The organism is Streptomyces agglomeratus (genome assembly GCF_001746415.1).
GTDB classification, from domain to species: Bacteria; Actinomycetota; Actinomycetes; order Streptomycetales; family Streptomycetaceae; genus Streptomyces; species Streptomyces agglomeratus.
Genome location: NZ_MEHJ01000001.1, coordinates 3,860,646 through 3,878,841 on the forward strand (window position 1 = coordinate 3,860,646; position 18,196 = coordinate 3,878,841).

Annotated in this window: 15 protein-coding genes; 11 read left to right on the forward strand and 4 right to left on the reverse strand. The window is 72.7% G+C overall.

What is annotated here, in order from left to right:
- Positions 1 to 107: 107 nt before the first annotated feature.
- A complete protein-coding gene (locus AS594_RS16675; RefSeq protein ID WP_176741036.1) occupies positions 108 to 563 on the reverse strand; it encodes an excalibur calcium-binding domain-containing protein in 456 nt (151 codons plus the stop codon).
- A 269-nt stretch (positions 564 to 832) separates the two neighbouring features.
- On the opposite strand from AS594_RS16675, the gene AS594_RS16680 reads away from it, so the two are divergent.
- The 4 genes from AS594_RS16680 to AS594_RS16695 all read left to right on the forward strand — a co-directional run bounded on the left by AS594_RS16680 (position 833) and on the right by AS594_RS16695 (position 5,611).
- Complete coding sequence (locus AS594_RS16680; RefSeq protein WP_069932729.1) at positions 833 to 2,350, forward strand: FG-GAP-like repeat-containing protein; 1,518 nt, start codon at positions 833 to 835, stop codon at positions 2,348 to 2,350.
- 1,052 nt (positions 2,351 to 3,402) lie between these two features.
- Complete coding sequence (locus AS594_RS16685; protein ID WP_069932728.1) at positions 3,403 to 4,308, forward strand: SCO2400 family protein; 906 nt, start codon at positions 3,403 to 3,405, stop codon at positions 4,306 to 4,308.
- Positions 4,309 to 4,483: 175 nt separating this feature from the next.
- Positions 4,484 to 5,164 carry a type II toxin-antitoxin system HicB family antitoxin gene (locus tag AS594_RS45415; RefSeq protein WP_069932727.1) on the forward strand — a complete coding sequence of 227 codons (681 nt, stop codon included), beginning with the start codon at positions 4,484 to 4,486 and terminating at the stop codon, positions 5,162 to 5,164.
- Positions 5,165 to 5,305: 141 nt separating this feature from the next.
- Complete coding sequence (locus tag AS594_RS16695; RefSeq protein WP_069932726.1) at positions 5,306 to 5,611, forward strand: putative quinol monooxygenase; 306 nt, start codon at positions 5,306 to 5,308, stop codon at positions 5,609 to 5,611.
- Between the two features lie 470 nt (positions 5,612 to 6,081).
- Here AS594_RS16695 and AS594_RS47255 read toward each other — a convergent pair whose 3' ends face one another.
- Entirely contained in the window at positions 6,082 to 6,879 is a 798-nt protein-coding gene (locus AS594_RS47255) for a LysM peptidoglycan-binding domain-containing protein (protein ID WP_069932725.1), read from the reverse strand.
- 219 nt (positions 6,880 to 7,098) lie between these two features.
- Here AS594_RS47255 and AS594_RS16705 point away from each other — a divergent pair, with 219 nt between their 5' ends.
- The 6 genes from AS594_RS16705 to AS594_RS16725 all read left to right on the forward strand — a co-directional run bounded on the left by AS594_RS16705 (position 7,099) and on the right by AS594_RS16725 (position 14,747).
- Positions 7,099 to 7,860, forward strand: a complete 762-nt coding sequence (locus AS594_RS16705) for a DUF72 domain-containing protein (protein ID WP_069932724.1) — start codon at positions 7,099 to 7,101, stop codon at positions 7,858 to 7,860.
- 155 nt (positions 7,861 to 8,015) lie between these two features.
- Positions 8,016 to 10,664: a class III lanthionine synthetase LanKC gene (gene lanKC / locus AS594_RS44690; RefSeq protein WP_069935139.1), complete on the forward strand. Its 2,649-nt coding sequence runs from the start codon at positions 8,016 to 8,018 to the stop codon at positions 10,662 to 10,664.
- 6 nt (positions 10,665 to 10,670) lie between these two features.
- Complete coding sequence (locus AS594_RS43025) at positions 10,671 to 10,799, forward strand: SapB/AmfS family lanthipeptide (protein WP_107357924.1); 129 nt, start codon at positions 10,671 to 10,673, stop codon at positions 10,797 to 10,799.
- A 122-nt stretch (positions 10,800 to 10,921) separates the two neighbouring features.
- Positions 10,922 to 11,815, forward strand: a complete 894-nt coding sequence (locus AS594_RS46170) for an ABC transporter transmembrane domain-containing protein (protein ID WP_069932721.1) — start codon at positions 10,922 to 10,924, stop codon at positions 11,813 to 11,815.
- 53 nt (positions 11,816 to 11,868) lie between these two features.
- A complete protein-coding gene (locus AS594_RS46175; RefSeq protein WP_240509266.1) occupies positions 11,869 to 12,831 on the forward strand; it encodes an ATP-binding cassette domain-containing protein in 963 nt (320 codons plus the stop codon).
- A complete protein-coding gene (locus AS594_RS16725; protein ID WP_069935140.1) occupies positions 12,828 to 14,747 on the forward strand; it encodes an ATP-binding cassette domain-containing protein in 1,920 nt (639 codons plus the stop codon). The genes AS594_RS46175 and AS594_RS16725 overlap by 4 nt, the downstream gene beginning before the upstream one ends.
- 97 nt (positions 14,748 to 14,844) lie before the next feature.
- On the opposite strand, the gene AS594_RS16730 is transcribed toward AS594_RS16725, so the two are convergent.
- On the reverse strand, positions 14,845 to 15,486 hold the full coding sequence (locus tag AS594_RS16730) for a LuxR C-terminal-related transcriptional regulator (protein ID WP_338120167.1): 642 nt from the start codon (positions 15,484 to 15,486) through the stop codon (positions 14,845 to 14,847).
- Between the two features lie 173 nt (positions 15,487 to 15,659).
- Between AS594_RS16730 and AS594_RS16735 the strand changes: the two genes are divergently transcribed.
- Entirely contained in the window at positions 15,660 to 16,403 is a 744-nt protein-coding gene (locus AS594_RS16735; protein WP_069932718.1) for a PP2C family protein-serine/threonine phosphatase, read from the forward strand.
- 106 nt (positions 16,404 to 16,509) lie between these two features.
- Here the strand turns inward: AS594_RS16735 and AS594_RS16740 are convergent, their stop codons facing one another.
- Complete coding sequence (locus tag AS594_RS16740; RefSeq protein WP_069932717.1) at positions 16,510 to 18,018, reverse strand: alpha/beta hydrolase; 1,509 nt, start codon at positions 18,016 to 18,018, stop codon at positions 16,510 to 16,512.
- Positions 18,019 to 18,196: the final 178 nt, after the last annotated feature.

The following is an 18,196-nucleotide window of genomic DNA, read 5'->3' on the forward strand; positions in this document are numbered from 1 at the left end:
AGTACTCAGCTCCACCCGAGTACTTCAGCCTCGATCAGCGACCGGTCGAAGCGCCGCCACGCAGGTGGGGCGTTCGAGAGCTGCTGCTTCCGGACGTACGAGGCGCGTCAGCCCCAGTCGCATCCCGTGCCGTCGTTGTCGCGGTCCAGGTGGCTGCCGTAGCCGGGGTCGCCCCGGTGAACGGGTGCGGCGCCGGCGGCGCGGGCGGCGGAGCAGTTCTCGTAGTAGACGTCCGAGCCCCCGTCGTCGCTTCCTCCACTCCCCCAGCTCCCCCCGCTCCCGGCGTCGTAGACCTCGGCGGTTTCCGTCTCCGTGACGGTCACGGTCGGGCCGGGCTCAGTGATGGTCACCCTGGGCCTGGGATCCGCGGTGACAGTCGCCGTGGCGGTCGGCCCGGCGAGTGACTTGGCGAGTGGCTTGGCAGTGACCGTCTCGGTGACGGTCGGGCCGGGGCGCGGCTTCGCGCCCACTGCCGCCGCTCGGTCGCGCTCCGGCCCGTCAGCACTGCCACAGCCGAAACCGACCAGCATGATCAGCACACCACCGACGTATACGCGCTTCATCTTCCGCAGCGGCCGTGGGCTTGCAGCGGGCTGAGGATCGGGCAGCGGACTGATCGTGTACGGGTTGCTCAAGGTCCCCCCTTGTGCAGTTCGTGTGAAGGCACACCGTAGCGCCGAGTCCCGCGCGGAGGGCTTGAGTCGGAAAACACGGGTGGTGCGCGGCGCGTTGGGGCGCGGCGGGCCATTGCGGCGCGGCGGGGCACAACCGTTCGGGTGCTTCGTAGGTCTCCTGAGCGTCAGACACCACCTGAACCACAGGAGACCTCCAGGTGAAGTACAACCATCGAGCCGCCCTCGCCGCCTCCGTTGTCGCCGTCCTCACCGGGAGCCTGGTCACGACGGCCACAGGGACCGCGGCCGCGGCCGGGTCAGAGGTTCAGAGCGACTTCAACGGCGACGGCGTACGGGACCTGGCGGTCGGCGCGCCCGGGGCCCGGGCCGCAGGAATCCACGGGGCCGGTGCGGTCATCACGTACTACGGCGGTTCGGACGGCGTGAGCCCCGCGCGGCACACCCTCATCGATCAGAACGTCGTGGGCGGTCCCGGTTCCGCGGAGTCGTACGACCTCTTCGGCGCTGCCACGGCCACGGGCGACTTCGACGACGACGGCTTCGCCGACCTGGCGGTCTCCAGCCCGCGCGAGGACGTGGGCGGTGACGCCAACGGCGGTACGGTACAGATCCTGTGGGGGGCCGCCCAGGGTCTGGCCGGCGGCGCGACCGTCGCGGATCCGGAGCCCACCCGGCACGACCACTTCGGCGCCGCTCTCGCCGCGGGGGACTTCGACGGTGACGGGAAGGACGACCTGGCCGTCGGCTCCACCTCGGCCACCCTCCATGTCTTCAAGAAGGGCATCTCGAAGTCCGGCAAGCCGGGCGCCGTGACCGCGCGCGGGCTGCCGCTGCGCAGTGCCACGGACGCCGGCATCTTCAACCTCACCGCGGGCGACGTAAACAAGGACAGCCGGGCGGACCTGGTGGTCAACGGCCTTAACCGGACCGCGTCCGCGACCGACGGCAAGTACCACAACGTCAACTACTACCTGCCCGGCTCCGCCGACGGCCCGACCGCGATCGGCAGCCGGCGGATGCCCGGTGGCGTCAGCGGAGCCATCGGCGACATCGACGGCGACGGCTTCGGTGACATCGTCACCGGCGTCTACTGGGGGCGCGCCACGCCGGACGGCGCCATCGGCGGCAAGGTCCTCGTCAACTACGGTTCCGCGAACGGCCCTTCGATACGTACGCAGACCATCACGCAGGAGTCCGGGAGCATCCGTGGCGACTCCGAGGACTGGGACAAGTTCGGTGAAGCGGTCGCGCTCGGCGACATCGACGGCGACGGCAGGATGGACCTGTCCGTCGGCACGCCGCGGGAGAACTTCCGGACCGCGGAAGGCATGCGCTACAACAAGGGCACGCTGACCGTGCTGTACGGCACGTCCAAGGGCGTCGGCACCGGCGAGCGGACGCAGTACTTCCACCAGGCCAGCGTCGGGGTGCCGGGCAGCCTCTCCTCGGGCCACCAGTGGGGTGCCGCCCTCCTCATGAACGACATCAACGGTGACGGTAAGTCCGACGTGGCCGTTGGCTCCCAGTGGGACGACAACGGCGACGGCTCCGTGACCGTCCTCCCGTCCGACGGCCGGCAGGCGAGCGCGACCGTGCCGGGTGTGGTGCGGCTTCGCGGCAAGGAGGCCGGCATGGATCCGGTGGGCTATCCGCAGTTCGGCGCCGCGCTGCACAACACGCGCAAGGTTTCGGAGATCGCCTCGGACGCCAACTGACCGCTGACCGCTGACCGCGCCGCGAGTAGGACGAGTGGGACAAGTGAGCCGAGCAGGCCGAGTGGGCTGCCGGGCACCTGGAGTCCTCGGCCGAGTACGCGCGTAACGCACGCAGGCGCCGCGGCCGAGTACGCACGTGGGGCGAGCGGGCGCGTGGGCCGCGCACGGTGCGTACGCGTAGCAGCACGCCCACATCGCCCCGCCGGACAGCCGGCGGGGCGATGTGCGTCGTGCACCCGTACGCGGCCGTCCGTCGATTCCCGCCGCTGTCACCGCCTGACCTGCGAGGCGCGAGCCCCCGAACGACCGCCTGGGGCCGCCGTGCAACGCTCCGCCGAGCGGTGCGCCTTCTGCGGAGTGCACACGCCCCGCGACGCTGGACCAGCCCGTACGACATCCGTACGACAACGGAGACCAGGGAGGCATCGTGGCTCGCAGGCAGTCCAGGTGTGGAGCACCGACGGAGAAGGGAACCCAGTGCCGGCGACTGGCGATGGTGGACGCGTCGAGGTGTGATCTCCACCGCCACGACTGGTCCTCGTACACCGTGCAGAGGCGCAAGGAAGCGGAACGCGAAGCGAAGGCACGCGGCCGACGCGCGTGACGTTGTGCCGACGGCTGGGGATCGGTCGGGGCTGGGGACGACCCGGCCGGGGCCTGTGGACCTGTTCCTGCCTGGCGCGATGCCAGAGGAAGGCGTCCCGCGCGCGATCCACCCAAGCCCGGGCCGCGCAGTTCGGCTGAATCCGTGTCGCTCGCCCGAGCCCTTGACAGACAACCGGGCCGCCATGCCGGCATTGGTCACGACATGTCCGGGAGCGACGGATGCGACGGGCTGGAAATCTTCGCAGCAGCGTCACAAGGGCTGCGCACGGCCTTCGGGGGGTGCGGTTAGCGTTACGGCCGCCCGAGCCCGTGTGTGAAGAGCGCACAGGAGAACGTCCACCAGAACATGAACAGGTCGCCGACGTCCCTGGCGGCGCAGTCAGCAGCCAGAAAGATCGCAGATGGATTACTGCTCCTCGTGCCGCCGACATCTCAATGGGGCGCTCGTGTGCCCCGGGTGCGGCGCCTACGCTCCGGACATCGCTCCGCCCACCGACCTTCTCCACAGCACCGACCTTCTCCACAGCGAGGAGACACCGGCGGACCTACCGGCTGGCATACCGGCGGAGGCCCCCGGGCCGGTTTCCGGCGCCGGCGCTCAGCACGGCGACGCCGCGCCGGTCGAGGGCACTTCCGCCTCCGGCCAGGGCCGGGCGGCCCGGCGGCGGCAGCTCGCCCGGTGGAAGAAGCACCGGCGGCGGGCCGTGCTCGCGACGGCCGTCGCCCTGGTCGGTGGCGGCCTCACGGTCGCCGCACTGCCGTCCTCCAGACCGTCGAGCCACACCCACGCCGCCCCGCCGCCGGAACCGGTCGGCGGTTCGGCCACTCCCGGGGCCGTGGCCGCCGGCACACCTTCGGAGCAGCCCGACGCCTCCGACGCGCGTGACCCGCGCACACGGCGCGCCGCCGCATCCGGCCGGCAGGACGGCACAGCCGCCGCCGATCCCGCACCGGCCCCCGGCGGGCAGACGGAAACCGGCACGGCCGCCGGCCTCCCCGCCCACCCGAACACGGCCCCGGACTCCGGCTTCGACTCCGCGGGAGAGACGGCGGGACAGGCGGTGGGCGAGGCAGCGGGGCGGGCGGCACGGCAGTCGGCCGGGCAGTCCGCACCCGAGGCGGCCACCGGTGCGGGAGCGGCGCAGGCCGGAGAGTCCGCACAGGCGGCGGGGGGCGGTGACGCCGCGGCCCCACGCCCGGCGCCGCTCCCCGAAACGGACGCGCCCGCCGCCGGCGAAGGCCCCGGCCTCGTCCGCACCCTTGTGGGCGGTCTTCTGCCGACCGCCTCGGCGGACGAGCCCGCTTCACCGGCGCACGTGTGCCTGATCGGTGTGTGCGTCGGGGAACGGTGAGGGCAGTGGGACCCGCAAGACCCCAGGTGCCGTACGCCACGGATCTTGATCACCGACCCGCTGTACGTCACCGACCGGATGTACGTCGCCGACCCGCTTTGCGTCACCGACCGGATTCTCATCGCCGCGGCAGGCAAATTCTCATCGCCGCGGCAGGCAAGGAGGCCGAGCCCCTGTGACCACACGCACCCGCTACCACGCCCGACTGCATCGGATCGGCCGGTGGTGGGCCGTCGACATCCCCGAAGTCGCCGTCCACACCCAGTGCCGCACCCTGGACGAGGCCGAGGACATGGCGCGCGACGCCATCGCCGAAGCGCTCGGCACGGTGCCGGACACCATCGCCGTTGAGCTGGCGGTTCCGGAGTTCGCCCCGCTGCTGGAGGGCGTACTGGAGGCACGGACGCGCCGTGCCGCTGCCGATGCCGCCGAACTCCGGGCACTCGCCGACGCCGCGCGTTCCCTGGTCGAGGACTTGGGCGTGAGCCAGAACGACGCCGGGCGACTGCTCGGACTGTCCCACCAGGACGTCTCCCGCCTCTCCACAGCCCGCGGCGCCGCCGAATCACGCCCGTGGCGCCTCGGCCCGCTGTCCGCACCGGGTGGACAGGCTGCACCGGGGGGACAGGGCCGACCGGGTGGACAGGGCGGACCGCCGGGCGGACAGGGACCGGCCGGCCCACGCGCACCGGTCGGACCGGGCGCACCGGGCCCCGGACGAGCCGACGGCTACGGCTCCTCCGACGGCGGCACGATCCGCCCGAACCGGCGACTCCACGCACCAACCAGCCGCCCCGCCTGGGCGGTCAGGGACGATGACGCCGACGCCGGGGCTCGTACCTGGAGTGACGCCTGACGCGTGGGGCCGGCGCTACCACCGTCGTGGCAGGCCACCGATCCTGCTCGCAGGCCGTCAGTGGGCGGGCGGGACGTCACGCGCCTACGGTGGTCGGAGGGAGCGCCGCCGACCCGAACCCGCGCTCCGGAGGAGGCCACGATGGACGAGCACTTCGTCTGGGTGACGACGCGCCGCGTCAAGCCGGGCACCCTGGAGGAATTCGAGCGGGCATGGCGCCCGAGCGCGCACCCCGACGGCATGAGCAGGGCCTTCGCGTACTGGTCGGAGGACGGGCAAGAGGTTACGGGCGTGTCGTTCTGGGACTCCAGGCAGGCGTGCGACGCGTGGCGGGCGTCCGAAGCGGAGAAGCGACGGCGTGACTCGATGGCTCCGTACGTCGAGGAGGAACGGGAGGGTTACTACCGCGGCGGCGAGCTGGCCATTCCGACGGGCGGCTCCTCCTGACGGGCTCACTACCCGGGCGGGTGAGCGGTCAACAGCGGGCGCTGCACGGAGATAGGTAGCGGGAGAAGTAGCTGTAGCGGTAGCGGTGGAACCAGTGGTCTGGACGTCGGCTTGGGATTGCCGGGCGGCATCTGGTTCGGTTCGCTGGTTGCCGGGGAACTGCGCGCGGAACTGTCGCAGTCCGATGTGCGTACGGTCGCTCTGGTAAGGGAAGGCTCCGGTCGCTACCGGGGAGCCGTCTTGAACACGAGACTCGCGGGACTCGCGGTACTCCGCCTTTGTCTCGGTCTCTGTCTCTGTCTCTGTCTCTTCTTGGCCGCCCACTGCACGGGCCTCGCACCGGCTGCCTTCTCGGACCCGGACCTTATTACCGGTGTTGCCGGTGTTACCGGTGTTAGCGCTCCGGCAGTTTCCGTCGTACTCATTGCGCCGGGCCGCGAGCCGGCCCACTCCTGACCGCGATCCGCACCTCATGCGCGCAGTCGCAGACGCTGGCCGGGGTAGATGCGGTCGGGACCCTCGTCGAGCTTGTGCTGGTTCAGTTCGTACAGAGCGTGCGTGCCGCCGGGGACATCGGCGCGGTCCGCGATGACGGACAGGCAGTCGCCCGGCTGCACGACATAGGTCTCGGAGCCGATGGCTTCCTGCTGAGCGCGCGACGGTGCGGTCACCGCTGCCTGGGACTGGGCCTGGGACTGGACCTGCGGCCGGCGCTGGGGCTGGACCTGGTTCTGGGGCTGGGCCTCACGGGGCTGCACCTGCGGCTGGCGCTGTACCTGCTGCTGGGGGGCGGTCGCGGCGGACCCGCTGTTTCCGGAGGCGGTCCCTGCGCTGCCGGTTCCGCTCACGCTATGGCGTCCGCAGTTGGGCCAGGCTCCGAGGCCCTGGCCCCGGGCCACCCGGGTGGCTACGGCGATCTGTTCGGAGCGGGTGGCGAGGTCGGCTCTCGGCGCGTAGCGGTGGCCGCCGTACGCACGCCAGGTGGAGGCGGCGAACTGGAGGCCGCCGTAGTAACCGTTGCCCGTGTTGATGTTCCAGCGGCCGTTGCTCTCGCAGGCGGCGATGCTCTCCCAGTCGGGCCCGGCCGTCACCGTCTGCGGCGCTCCCGTCAGCTGCGCGACCGTCAGCTGCGCGACCGTCTGCTCCGGGACCGACCGCGGCGCGGCGCTCGCGGTGCTCTGGCCCGCGAGGCCCAGGGCGCTCAGGAGGACCAGCAGCAGAGACAGGACCGTTTGGACGGACCGCTTGGCAAAGGGTGAAGGCGACATCCGGTTACTCCTCCGCTGACTGACTCCGGGAGCGCCGTGACGCGTTGTTCGCCACGGCCGGTGGGTGAGCAACAGATAACCCGGCAGTACGCTTTTCTGTGCGCACGCCGACCGCGACGTGCCGCGCTTTCACCCGCTTGGTGGCTGGTGCCGACGTAGCGGGATCAGTCCCGACGTCGCACTGTGCGGAGGCGGGGACCGGGGGGCAAAGATCGGAGCATGCCCATGCTCGTCGGAACCTCGGGATGGCAGTACAAGGACTGGCGCGGCGGTCTGTACCCGCCCGGGCTGCCGCAGCGGCTCTGGCTGGAGGAGTACGTCCGGCACTTCGCCACGGTCGAGAACAACAACGCCTTCTACCGGCTCCCCACCACGGAGATCTTCGCCTCCTGGCGGGAACGGACGCCGGAGGGCTTCGTCATGGCGGTCAAGGCCAGCCGCTACCTGACGCACATCAAGCGGCTGCGCGAGCCGCAGGAGCCGGTGAGCCGGCTGATGGACCGTATCGACGGCCTGGGTGACCGGCTGGGGCCCGTCCTCCTGCAACTCCCGCCCAACTTCCGTGCTGACACAGGGTTGTTGGATGCCTGCCTGGGCTGCTTCCCCGGCACGGTCAGGGTGGCCGTCGAGCTGCGCCACACCTCGTGGTGGGACGCGGAAAGCGAGCTCAGGGAAGTACTGGAGCGGCACGGCAGCGCCCTGTGCTGGGCGGACCGGGGTTCCCGTCCGGTGACACCGCTCTGGCGTACCGCGTCCTGGGGGTACGTGCGCTTCCACGGCGGCACCGCCCAGCCGCCGCGCTACGGCCGCCAGGCGCTGAAGTCCTGGGCCCGGCGTATCGGCGACGCGTGGTCCGACGAGGACGACGTGTTCGTGTACTTCAACAACGACACGGGTGGCGCGGCCGTCCTCGACGCCGCGAAGTTCGCACAGGAAGCCGCCGCGCTGGGCCGCACGGTGAGCCGTACGCCCACCCCTTGATCACGGTGCGACGGCCCACCGGAGCCGCCTGTGCGGACGTCATGGTCCGCCGGTGTCCTTTTCACGGCCATCGCGTGACAGATGGTGGTGGTTGATGACGAGTGGCCATGGAATCGTCTGATGTGACCCGGCTGGTTCGCAGACCGGAGGCTTCCATGGACAAGCGGTATGAGGTGTACTGCCTCGTCGACCCGTGGTTCTACGACGCCCCGGCGCACACAGGGCGCGACGAGAGCCACGACTTCGAGGCCGCCCGCCGCCCGGTACCCGACGGGTGGGTACGCAGCGAACTGGGCGACTGGTTGGTCTACCGCCCGGACGACCTGAAGCTGCCCGTCCAGGGCTGGAAGATCCACGCCTCCGCGCGCCTCGACAACGCGGAGGAGATCCTGGCCGCTGTGTGGGACTACTGCGTCCCCCGCCGGATCTCGTTCAAGTTCCTCCCCAGCAAGGACTTCCTGCTCCTGGCGAACGCGAAGTACGCGCACCGCGGCGCCAGCGGCAAGTTCGTGACGGTCTACCCGGCGGACGAGACGCAGTTGCGGAGCGTTCTCACCGAGCTCGGCCGGGTCCTGGAGGGCCGCCGGGGACCGTACATCCTCAGCGACCTGCGCTGGGGCCCCGGGCCGCTCTACGTCAGGTACGGCGCCTTCGCCGACCGGTACTGCGTCGCGCCCGGCGGCGAGGTGTCGCCGGCGATCGAGGACGCGAGCGGGCGGCTGGTGCCCGACGTGCGGGGGCCGACGTTCCAGGTGCCGGACTGGATCCGGCTGCCGGAGTTCCTGGAGCCCCACCTCGCCGAGCGGGCGCGTACGACCGTCTCCGACCTCCCGTACCGCATCGACAGCGCGCTCCACTTCTCCAACGGCGGCGGCCTGTACGCGGGCGTGGATCTGCGGACCGACGAGCGCGTCGTACTCAAGGAGGCCCGGCCGCACGCGGGACTCACGCCCGACGGCTCGGACGCCGTGACCCGGCTGCGGCGCGAGCGGGAGGCGCTGGAGCGGCTGGCCGGCCTCGACTGCGTGCCGGCCGTGCGCGACCACTTCGAGCTGGGCGAGCACCACTTCCTCGTCGAGGACTTCATCGACGGACCGACGCTGTACGAGCAGTTCGCCGAGCGGTACCCCCTGGTGGCGCTGGAGGCGGACGAAGCGGCGTACGCCGGGTACACCTCCTGGGCCCTCGACATGATCCGGCAGATCGAGGCGGCCGTCGCCGCCGTGCACGAGCGCGGTGTGGTCGTCGGCGACGTGCATACGTTCAACACGCTGGTCCGGCCGGACGGGCGCGCGGTACTGATCGACTTCGAGGGCGCGTCCGACGCCGCCCACGCCCGGCACCAGACCCTCGCCGCTCCCGGCTTCGTCGCCCCGCACGAGGCCACCGGCTTCGACATCGACCGGTACGCCCTCGCCTGTCTGCGGCTCTTCCTCTTCATGCCGCTGACCGGCCTGATCGCACTCGACGCGAGCAAGGCCGGTCAGTTCGCGAGGGAGGCCGCCCGGCTGTTCCCGCTGCCCCCGGGCTACCTGGAGGACGCCGTACGTGTGATCGAGGGGAAGGGGAGCCGGCGGGCGCCCGCGCCGCCCGCCGGCGAGCCGCGTCTCGACCCCGACCCGAGCGGCTGGGTACGCGCACGGGACTCCCTGTCCGCCGCCGTCCTGGCCAGTGCCACGCCCGAGCGGGACGACCGCCTCTTCCCGGGGGACGTCGAGCAGTTCCTCACGACGGGCAGCGGCCTGGCCTTCGCGCACGGCGCGGCCGGCGTCCTGTACGCCCTGGACGTGACCGGCGCGGGCCGTCATCCGCGGTACGAGGACTGGCTGGTCCAGCACTCCCTGCGCCCCGAGCCGGGGACGCGTCCCGGCTTCTACGAGGGCCTGCACGGGGTCGCGTACGTACTCGAACACCTGGGGCACCGCGCCGAGGCGATGAAGATCCTCGACATGTGCTCGGGCGAACGGTGGGAGCGGCTCGGCCTCGACCTGCGCGGCGGACTGTCCGGCATCGGCCTGAACCTGCTGCACTTCGCGGCCCGCACGCAGGACCCCGCGTTCCGGGACGCCGCACTCCAGGTGGCGGACGTCGTCGCCGGGCGGCTCGGAGCCGCCGACTCGGTGCCGGAGGTCAGTGGCGGTGAGCAGCCGTACGCCGGGCTGATGGCCGGGTCCGCCGGGCCCGCGCTGATGTTCGTACGGCTCCACGAGTACACCGGCGACACGGGGTTCCTCGACCTCGCGGCGACGGCGCTCCGGCAGGATCTCCGCCGCTGCGTGGTGCGGGAGGACGGGGCGATGGAGGTCAACGAGGGGTTCCGGACGATGCCCTATCTCGCCGACGGCAGTGTGGGCATCGGACTGGTACTCGACGACTACCTCGCCCACCGCGAGGACGAGCGGTTCGCCGAGGCCGCCGCCGCTGTCCGCAGGGCCGCCACCGCGCCGTTCTACCTGGAACCCGGGCTCTTCGACGGGCTCGCCGGAATGATCTTCCACCTCAGCCGGGCGCACCCGCCCGGAACGGCCGCCGGGCGCGACCCGGTGGTCGCCGCGCACATCCGCCGCCTGGCCCGCTACGCCTGCACGTACGAGGGCGACCTGGCCTTCCCCGGCGAACAGCTCATGCGGCTCTCCATGGACCTGGCCACCGGCAGCGCCGGTGTGCTGCTGGCCCTCGGATCCGCCCTCCACCAGGACACCGTGCTGCTGCCCTTCCTCGCCCCGCCGGGGCGGGCGGCAACCGGGCAGCACACGCCGGACCACCTCCCCGACCTCGAAACGGACCGTACAGAAAGGAGGTGACAGGACATGACACTCCTCGACCTGCAAGGGCTGTCGGCCGAAACCAGCGCCAAGCCGCCGCCCGGAAGCCGGGCGAGCAAGGGCTGCGGCAACAACCGGTACAGCGCGCTTAGCCTTCTGTGCTCGCTGTTCTGAGTGACCGTGAAAGGCGGGGACACCTCCGCGTGTCCCCGCCGTACCTGTGACCGCGAACGTCATCGCGAGCGCGCGTACCAGTGCCAGTGCCAGTGCCAGTACCGGCAGGGAGTGGGTGGGCCGTGTCCCGACGTGCGGCGGACCAACTGCTGCTCACGGCGGTCCGGCGGGGCGGTGCGCCGGTCGGCGCGCTGGCCGCCACGTCGTTGCTGCTGGCCTGCGTCTACCTGGCCCTGCCGGCGGTCGTCGGCCGGGCCCTTGACGCCGTTCTCGGCGGCGAGGACGCGGCGCTGTGGCTGTCGCTGGCCGCTGTGTCGGTCGCGCTGCTGGTGGCGTGCGACGCTTCGGACGACTTCATCGGGGCGGTGGCCAACGCCCGGTCCATCGCGTGGCTGCGCCGCACCCTGCTGCGGCAGGTACTCGCGCTGGGCAAGCGCGCCGCCCGGCGCTTCGGCGCCGGGGACCTGGTCAGCCGCCTGGTGGGCAACACCGCCCGGACCGGCAGCGCGCCCTCCAGCCTGGTGTGGGCGTTCACCGACCTCGTGCCTCCCGTCGGCGGCATCGTGGCGTTGGCGCTCATCGATCCCTGGCTCTGCGTCACGTTCCTCGCCGGGCTCCCCCTTGTCGTACTCCTGGTGCGGGCGTTCGTCCGCGACGTCTCGGACCTCAATGAGCAGTACTTCGCGACCCAGGGCCGGATCGCCGGGCGGCTCGTCGGCGCCCTCGCCGGAATCCGCACGATCGCCGGGGCGGGGACGGTGGACCGCGAGGCCGGGCGCGTGCTCTCGCCGCTGCCGGAGCTGCACAGCAACGGCCTGGGCATGTGGCGCGCGTACGCCAGGGTCTCGGCGCGCGCAGCGCCCTGGTCGTACCGCTGCTGCAAGTCGCCGTACTGGCGGTGGCGGGGCTGGAACTGTCGCGCGGGCGGATCAGCATCGGCCAGGTCGTGGCGGCGAGCGAGTACGTGCTGCTGGCGATGGGGGTCAGCTCGGTCGTGGCCTCGGTCAGCAAGCTGACCTTCGCGCGCGCGACCGCGTCGCGCATCGCGGAGGTCCTCGACGAACCCGCCATGCGGTACGGCGACGAGCGGTTGCCGGCTGTGGACGCGGGCGGCGCGGTGGGCGACGGGAGCGGTGGTGCGGGGCTCGGGAACGGGGGCGCAGGACGTGAGAGCGGCTCGGGGCTCGGGCGGCTCGACTTCCGGCAGGTCACCGTGCGCGCGGCGGACGGTGGCGTCGTACTGGACGGTCTCGATCTGACCGTGCCCGGCGGAGCCCTGGTCGCGGTCGTCGGGCGGTCGGGGTCGGGCAAGTCGCTGCTGGCCGCGCTGGCCGGGCGGCTGCTGGACCCGGACGAGGGCGAGGTGCTGCTGGACGGCGTACCGATGCCGCGGCTGGCCCGTGACGAATTGCGCCGGGCGGTCGCCTACGGCTTCGAACGCCCGGTGCTGCTCGGCGAGACGGTGGCCGAAGCCATCGGGTTCGGGCCCCGGCGGCCGTCGGCCGACGAACTGGTGGCCCACGCGGCGGCGGCCAGGGCCGACGCGTTCGTCCGGCATCTGCCGGCCAAGTACGACACCCCGCTCAGCCAGGCCCCGATGTCGGGCGGGGAGGCTCAGCGCATCGGGCTAGCCCGCGCGTTCGTGCAGGCGGGGCGGGTCCTGGTGCTCGACGACGTGGCCGCGAGCCTGGACACCGTGACCGAGCACCACATCAGCCGGGTACTGACCGGCGCGCTGGCGGACCGTACCCGCCTGGTCGTCACGCACCGGGCGTCGACCGCCGCGAGGGCGGAGCACGTCGTCTGGCTGGCCGGAGGGCGGGTCCGGGCGGAGGGAACGCACGGGGAGCTGTGGACGGACCCGGGCTACCGGTCCGTGTTCCAGTCGGCCGGACCTGCCGGACCGGACCGGGCGGACCGGCCGGACCGGGTGCACCGGGCGGACCGGGCGGACCGGGCGGGTCAGTCCGGCAGAAGCGATCCACCGGACCGACCGGACCGGCCGGTCGCTGCTCCGGGAGGTGCCCCGTGAACCGGGAGGCGGGCAGGCTGCTCCGCTCGGCGCTGCACCGGCGGCGCCGGGAGTTCCTGCGGATCGCCGGCTGGTCGTTCGTACAGGCGGTACCGGCCCTGCTGTCCGGCTGGGTCATCGCCCGCGCCGTCGACGACGGCTTCCTCGCCGGGCGGCCCGGCCAGGGCGCGGCCTGGCTGGGGGTCCTGGCGGTCGCCGTCCTGGTCGGCGCGTGGGGCACCCGGCACACCGCGCTCGGGCTCGCCTCGGTCGTCGAACCGTTCCGGGACGAGCTGGTCACCCTGGTCACCACCGGCACCCTGCACCGCTCGGCCCGGCACGGCGAACCCGCCGACACCGGCTCCGTGGCGCGCCTGACGGAGCACGTGGAGATCGCCCGGGAGGCGTACGGGGCGGTGATCATGTTCGTCCAGACCTTCCTCATCACGGCGGTGAGTGTCGTGCTGGGACTCGCCGCCCTGGACCCCGCCCTGCTCCTGCTGGTCCTGCCGCCGCTGCTGCTCGGGCTCGGCGTCTTCCTGTCGGCGCTGCGCGCGATGGCCGCGCGTCAGCGGGCGGTCGTCGTGGCTGACGAGCGTCTGGCCGAGACGATGAGCGCGGCGGCGGGGGGACTTCGTGACGTGGTGGCGTGCGGCGCCGAGGAACGCGTCGAGGCGCGGACCGGTGAACGGATCGACGCCTCGGTGCGGGCCGCCCGCGCCCTGGCCCGGCTCACCGCGCTGCGGACCGCCGCCCTGGGCATCAGCGGCTGGGTTCCCCTCCTGCTGATCCTGGCCGGTACGCCGTGGCTGGTGCGCGGCGGCGTGAGCGCCGGGGCGATCCTCGGGGCGGTGGCGTACGTGTCGCAGGGCCTGCAACCGGCCCTCCAGGACTTCGTACGGGGCCTGGCGGGCAGCGGCCTCTGGCTGGCGGTCTCACTGGCCCGCATAGCGGAAGCGGCCCGTACGCCGCCGGAGGAGGACAAACAGCGGGCGGACGTCGCGCCGCGGAAGCGGGAGGCAGGGCCGGAACAGGAGACACGGCGGCCGTCGGTGGAGCTGTGCGGGGTGACCTTCGGGTACGCCGGTTCCGCCGAGCCGGTGATCCGGGACCTCGACCTCCGGTTGGACCCCGGCCACCATCTGGCCGTCGTGGGGCCGAGCGGCGCGGGGAAGTCCACCCTGGCGGCGCTGGTCGCCGGGCTGCTCGTACCGCTGAGGGGGCAGGTGCTCCTCGGCGGCGATCCGGTCCGGGCGCCCGTTGCCTGCGCCCCCGCGGCCCTCGCCGGCCGGCGCGTGCTGATCCCGCAGGAGGCGTACGTGTTCGACGGCACGCTCCGCGAGAACCTCGCCTACCTCAGTCCCGACGCCCCGGCGGCGGAGCTGGACAGGGCGGTGGAGTCCGTGGGCGCGGGCCCGCTGGCCGAACGGCCGGGGGGTTACGACGCGCCGCTCGACCCGCAGGAACTCTCCGCCGGTGGGCGCCAGTTGCTCGCGCTCGCCCGCGCGTACCTGCCGCCCGCACAGCTCGTTCTGCTGGACGAGGCCACCTGCCACCTCGACCCGGCCGCCGAAGCGGTCGCGGAGCAGGCGTTCGCCCGCCGTCCCGGCACGCTCATCGTGATCGCCCACCGGATCAGCTCGGCACTGCGGGCGGACGTCGTGCTCGTACTGGACGGTCCGCAGACCCGGCTCGGCACCCATGAGGAGCTGATGGCCTCCTCCGCCCTCTACCGCGACCTGGTCGGCCACTGGGAGGCCACGGCCCGGCCACCGGCCCCCGCACCCGCGGCGGCATCCCCGGCCGGACCCGCACCCGCCACGCCGCAGACACCCGCACCCGAGGCGGCACCCCAGCCCGCACCCGCGCCCACGTCCGCCTACGCGTACGCCGTGCAGCCGCACCGCGCCCGCCGCACCCACCGGACGACCGAATGACCAGCCGGTCCGGGACGACCAGCCGGTCCGGGACCAGCATCCGGTCCGGGACCAGCAGCCGGTCCGGGACGACCCGCCGGTCCGGGGCCGCCCACCCTCACAGCCAGCCCGACTCCCGGACGATCCGGATGGTGTCGACCCGGTTGCGTGCCCCCACCTTGTTCGCGACCGCCGAGAGGTGGTTGCGAACCGTCCCCACCGAGAGTGCCAGCCGGTCCGCGATCTCCCTGGTCGGAGTCCCTTCGGCACCCATCCGCAGCACCTCCAGCTCGCGCGGCGTCAGCGGGCTCTCGGCCGCGTTGACCGCCAGTACGGCCAGCTCCGGGTCGATGTACCGCTGGCCGCTCGCCACCTTGCGGATGCCCTCCACCAGCCGGTCCGCGGGCGCGTCCTTCCCGATGAGGCCGGGCGTGTGCTGGGCCAGCACACGCCAGAGGCACTCGCGGGTGGACGAGCCGGTGACCAGCAGCATCCGGCAGTCCGGGAGCTGCGCGGACAGTGCGCCCCCCAGAGCCAGCTCCTCGCGCTGCGGGGAGTCGACGTCGATCACTGCGACATCGGGCCGGTACGACAGTGCCCGCGCCAGCACCGAGCCGTTCCCCTCGGCCTCCACGACGACCTCGATGTCCCCCTCACGGGCGAGGAGCGCGGCGAGCGCGCCGCGCATGAGGCCGGTGTCCTCGACGAGCAGAACCCGGATCAATGTGGCTCCCACCCGGCGCATGCGGCCTGCTGTCACACGTCGCTTCATCTGTCCCCTGCCGAAGTCGGGCATCCGGCCGCAACCGGACGAACACACCCGGTCGAATCATCCCCCGCCGAAACCCGGATCGCCATTGGCCGAGCCGCGCGTCCCGGCGGGACAATGGTGGGGAGGGGACATGCCTTCCATGCGGAGAGGCGGGACTTCCGGTGCCGTACATAGCCGTGACTGCCCTGAGCCATCCCGGACTGATTCGCGATCACAACGAGGACAGCCTCGTCGCCGGACCGTGGACGCTGTGCGGCACCGTGACCGAGAATCCACAGACGCTCGTCTTCCCCCTCGGCACACCGCTCGTCGTAGCCGTCGCGGACGGGCTCGGCGGGCAGCCGGCCGGCGAGGTAGCCAGCTCGCTCGTCGTACGCCAACTCGCCACGCTGGGGCCCGCGTTGAGCGACGAACAGTCCGTCCTCGAAGCCCTGGACATCTGCAATCGCTCGGTGTACTCGGCCGCCGACGGTGATCCCGACCTGACCACCATGGGAACGACGGTCGCCGGCGCCGTCGTCCTGCCGGATGCGCTGCTGGTGTTCAACGTGGGCGACAGCAAAGTGTACGACGCCGCCGTCCCCGACGGGCTCCGCCAGGTGAGCGTGGACGACAGCCCGCTGCCGCCGCCGGGTCACCGCACCACGTCGGCCGTCACCCAGACTCTCGGCGGCAGCCCCGTGTTCAGCGCCGTGACCCCGCACGTGACGGCCCGCGCGCTGTCCGTCGGCGACCGCTACCTGGTGTGCACGGACGGGCTCACCGACCCGTGCCCGGACGAGGCGATCGACGGTGTGATGCGGAAGTACGACGGGGCGCGGGCCGCGTTCGAACTGTGGAAGGGGGCCATCGAGGCCGGGGGCCCGGACAACATCACCTTCGCGACGCTGCACATCGGCGAATAGCCGCCGGTCCGCGCGGTGCGTCGGTACGTCGGCCCGCTGACCCCAGTCCCCGCAGCACGCCCGTCCCCGCACCACGCCAGTCCCCGCAGCACGTCAGTCCGCGACGTCAGTCCGCGCAGTACGTGTCGCGCCCCGGCCGGACACCCGTCGTCAGGAACCGGGTGACCTCGCGGTCCCCGCAGGCGTTGCCGTTGCCCAGGTAGACGCCGTGGCCGCCGTGCTCGACCGTGACGAGGCGGGCGCGGTCGCCCAGGGCCTCGCGCATCCGCAGGGCCCCGAAGTACGGCGTGGAGGGGTCGCGGAGGCTCTGGACCATCAGGATGTTGGACGGGCCCCGGCCGGTGATCCGGGTGGGCTTCTCCACCGGCGCGCCCTTCCAGAAGGCGCAGGGCGTGACGTTCACCGGCATACCGGCCGTGAGCGGGTACCGCACCCGGTCGGCGGCGACCGCACGCGCGTACGAGGACGCCGGAGCGGCAGGCCACCGTACGTCGTTGCAGACCACCCCCATCGTCACCGCCGCGACCTGATCGGACAGTGCCCCGGCGATGTCCGGCGTCAGGACCGGCGTCGCGGCCGGGTCCTGGGCCTGCTGGATGAGCCGCGCCACCTGGGGGAAGGCGCTGTCGCTGTAGAGAGCGCCCTGGAGGGCCTGACGCAGGCGGTTGCCCGTCAGCGGCCTGCCCGGCCGGTCGGAAGCCTTCGGCCGCCGGTCCAGTTCCGCCGCCAGACCGAGCACCACAGCGCGTACGTCCTCCGGGCGCCGGGCCAGCCGCAGCCCCGCGTCCTCCCGCGCCGGGTCCGCCGCCCAGGCCGCGAAGTCGGGGAAGCGGCTGTCGGCACCCGCCGACATGTTCGCCAGCCATCCCCGCGCGACGCGGGACGGGTCGGGGTCCCCGCTGCTGTCCAGCACCCAGCGGTCGGTGTGCCGCGGAAACTTCTGCGCGTACACCGCTCCCACGTACGTCCCGTACGAGATCCCCCACGCCGAGAGCTTCTCCTCGCCCAGGGCCTGACGGAAGCGGTCGATGTCACGCACCTCGTTCGCCGTGGTGAAGCTGCGCAGCACTGCTCCGCCGTTGCGTGCGCAGGCGTCGGCGACGCGCCGGGATCGGGCGAGGTTGTCCGCGATCCCGCCGTCCGGTGCCGGCCAGGACCGGAGGGTCACCAGGTCGCGGTCCCCCTCGTCGAGCCCGCAGCTCGCCGTCGTGCTCCCGCCCACGCCGCGCGGGTCGAGGCTGACGATGTCGTACGCGCCCTTCATCTCCTTGCGCAGCGCCGCCGCCTTCTGCGTCAGCCGCTGCACGCCGGAGCTGCCGGGACCCCCGGCGATCACCAGCAGCGTCCCGCGCCGTGCCTCGGGGCGGTCGCTGCGCAGACGGGAGACGGCGAGGGTGAGCTGCCGTCCGCCGGGGTAGCGGTAGTCGAGCGGTACGGGCAGCTCCGCGCACTCCTGGTCGGTGGGGCCGCCGGTACTGGCGCACGGCTCCCACGTGAGGGTGGGCACGGCTGTCGCAGCCGTGGCGGCGGGGACGGCGCTCAGGGTGGACGCGACGGCTGCGGCGGAGAGTGCGAGGAGGAGGGTTCTGGGGGCTCTGCGGGAGTAAGTCGTCATGCGACAAGGGTTGTTGAGCGAACCGCCACTGCCCATGCGGCAGGCATGACACCGCACGTGGGGGTAGCCCCCGCAAGGGCCGCCTACGCGTACTACGGGTGTGCCGCTTACGGTTCCGATGGCATTCGAACGTCCGTCCCGGGAGAGAAGCACTTGAACGGCCCCGCCCGTCCGACGC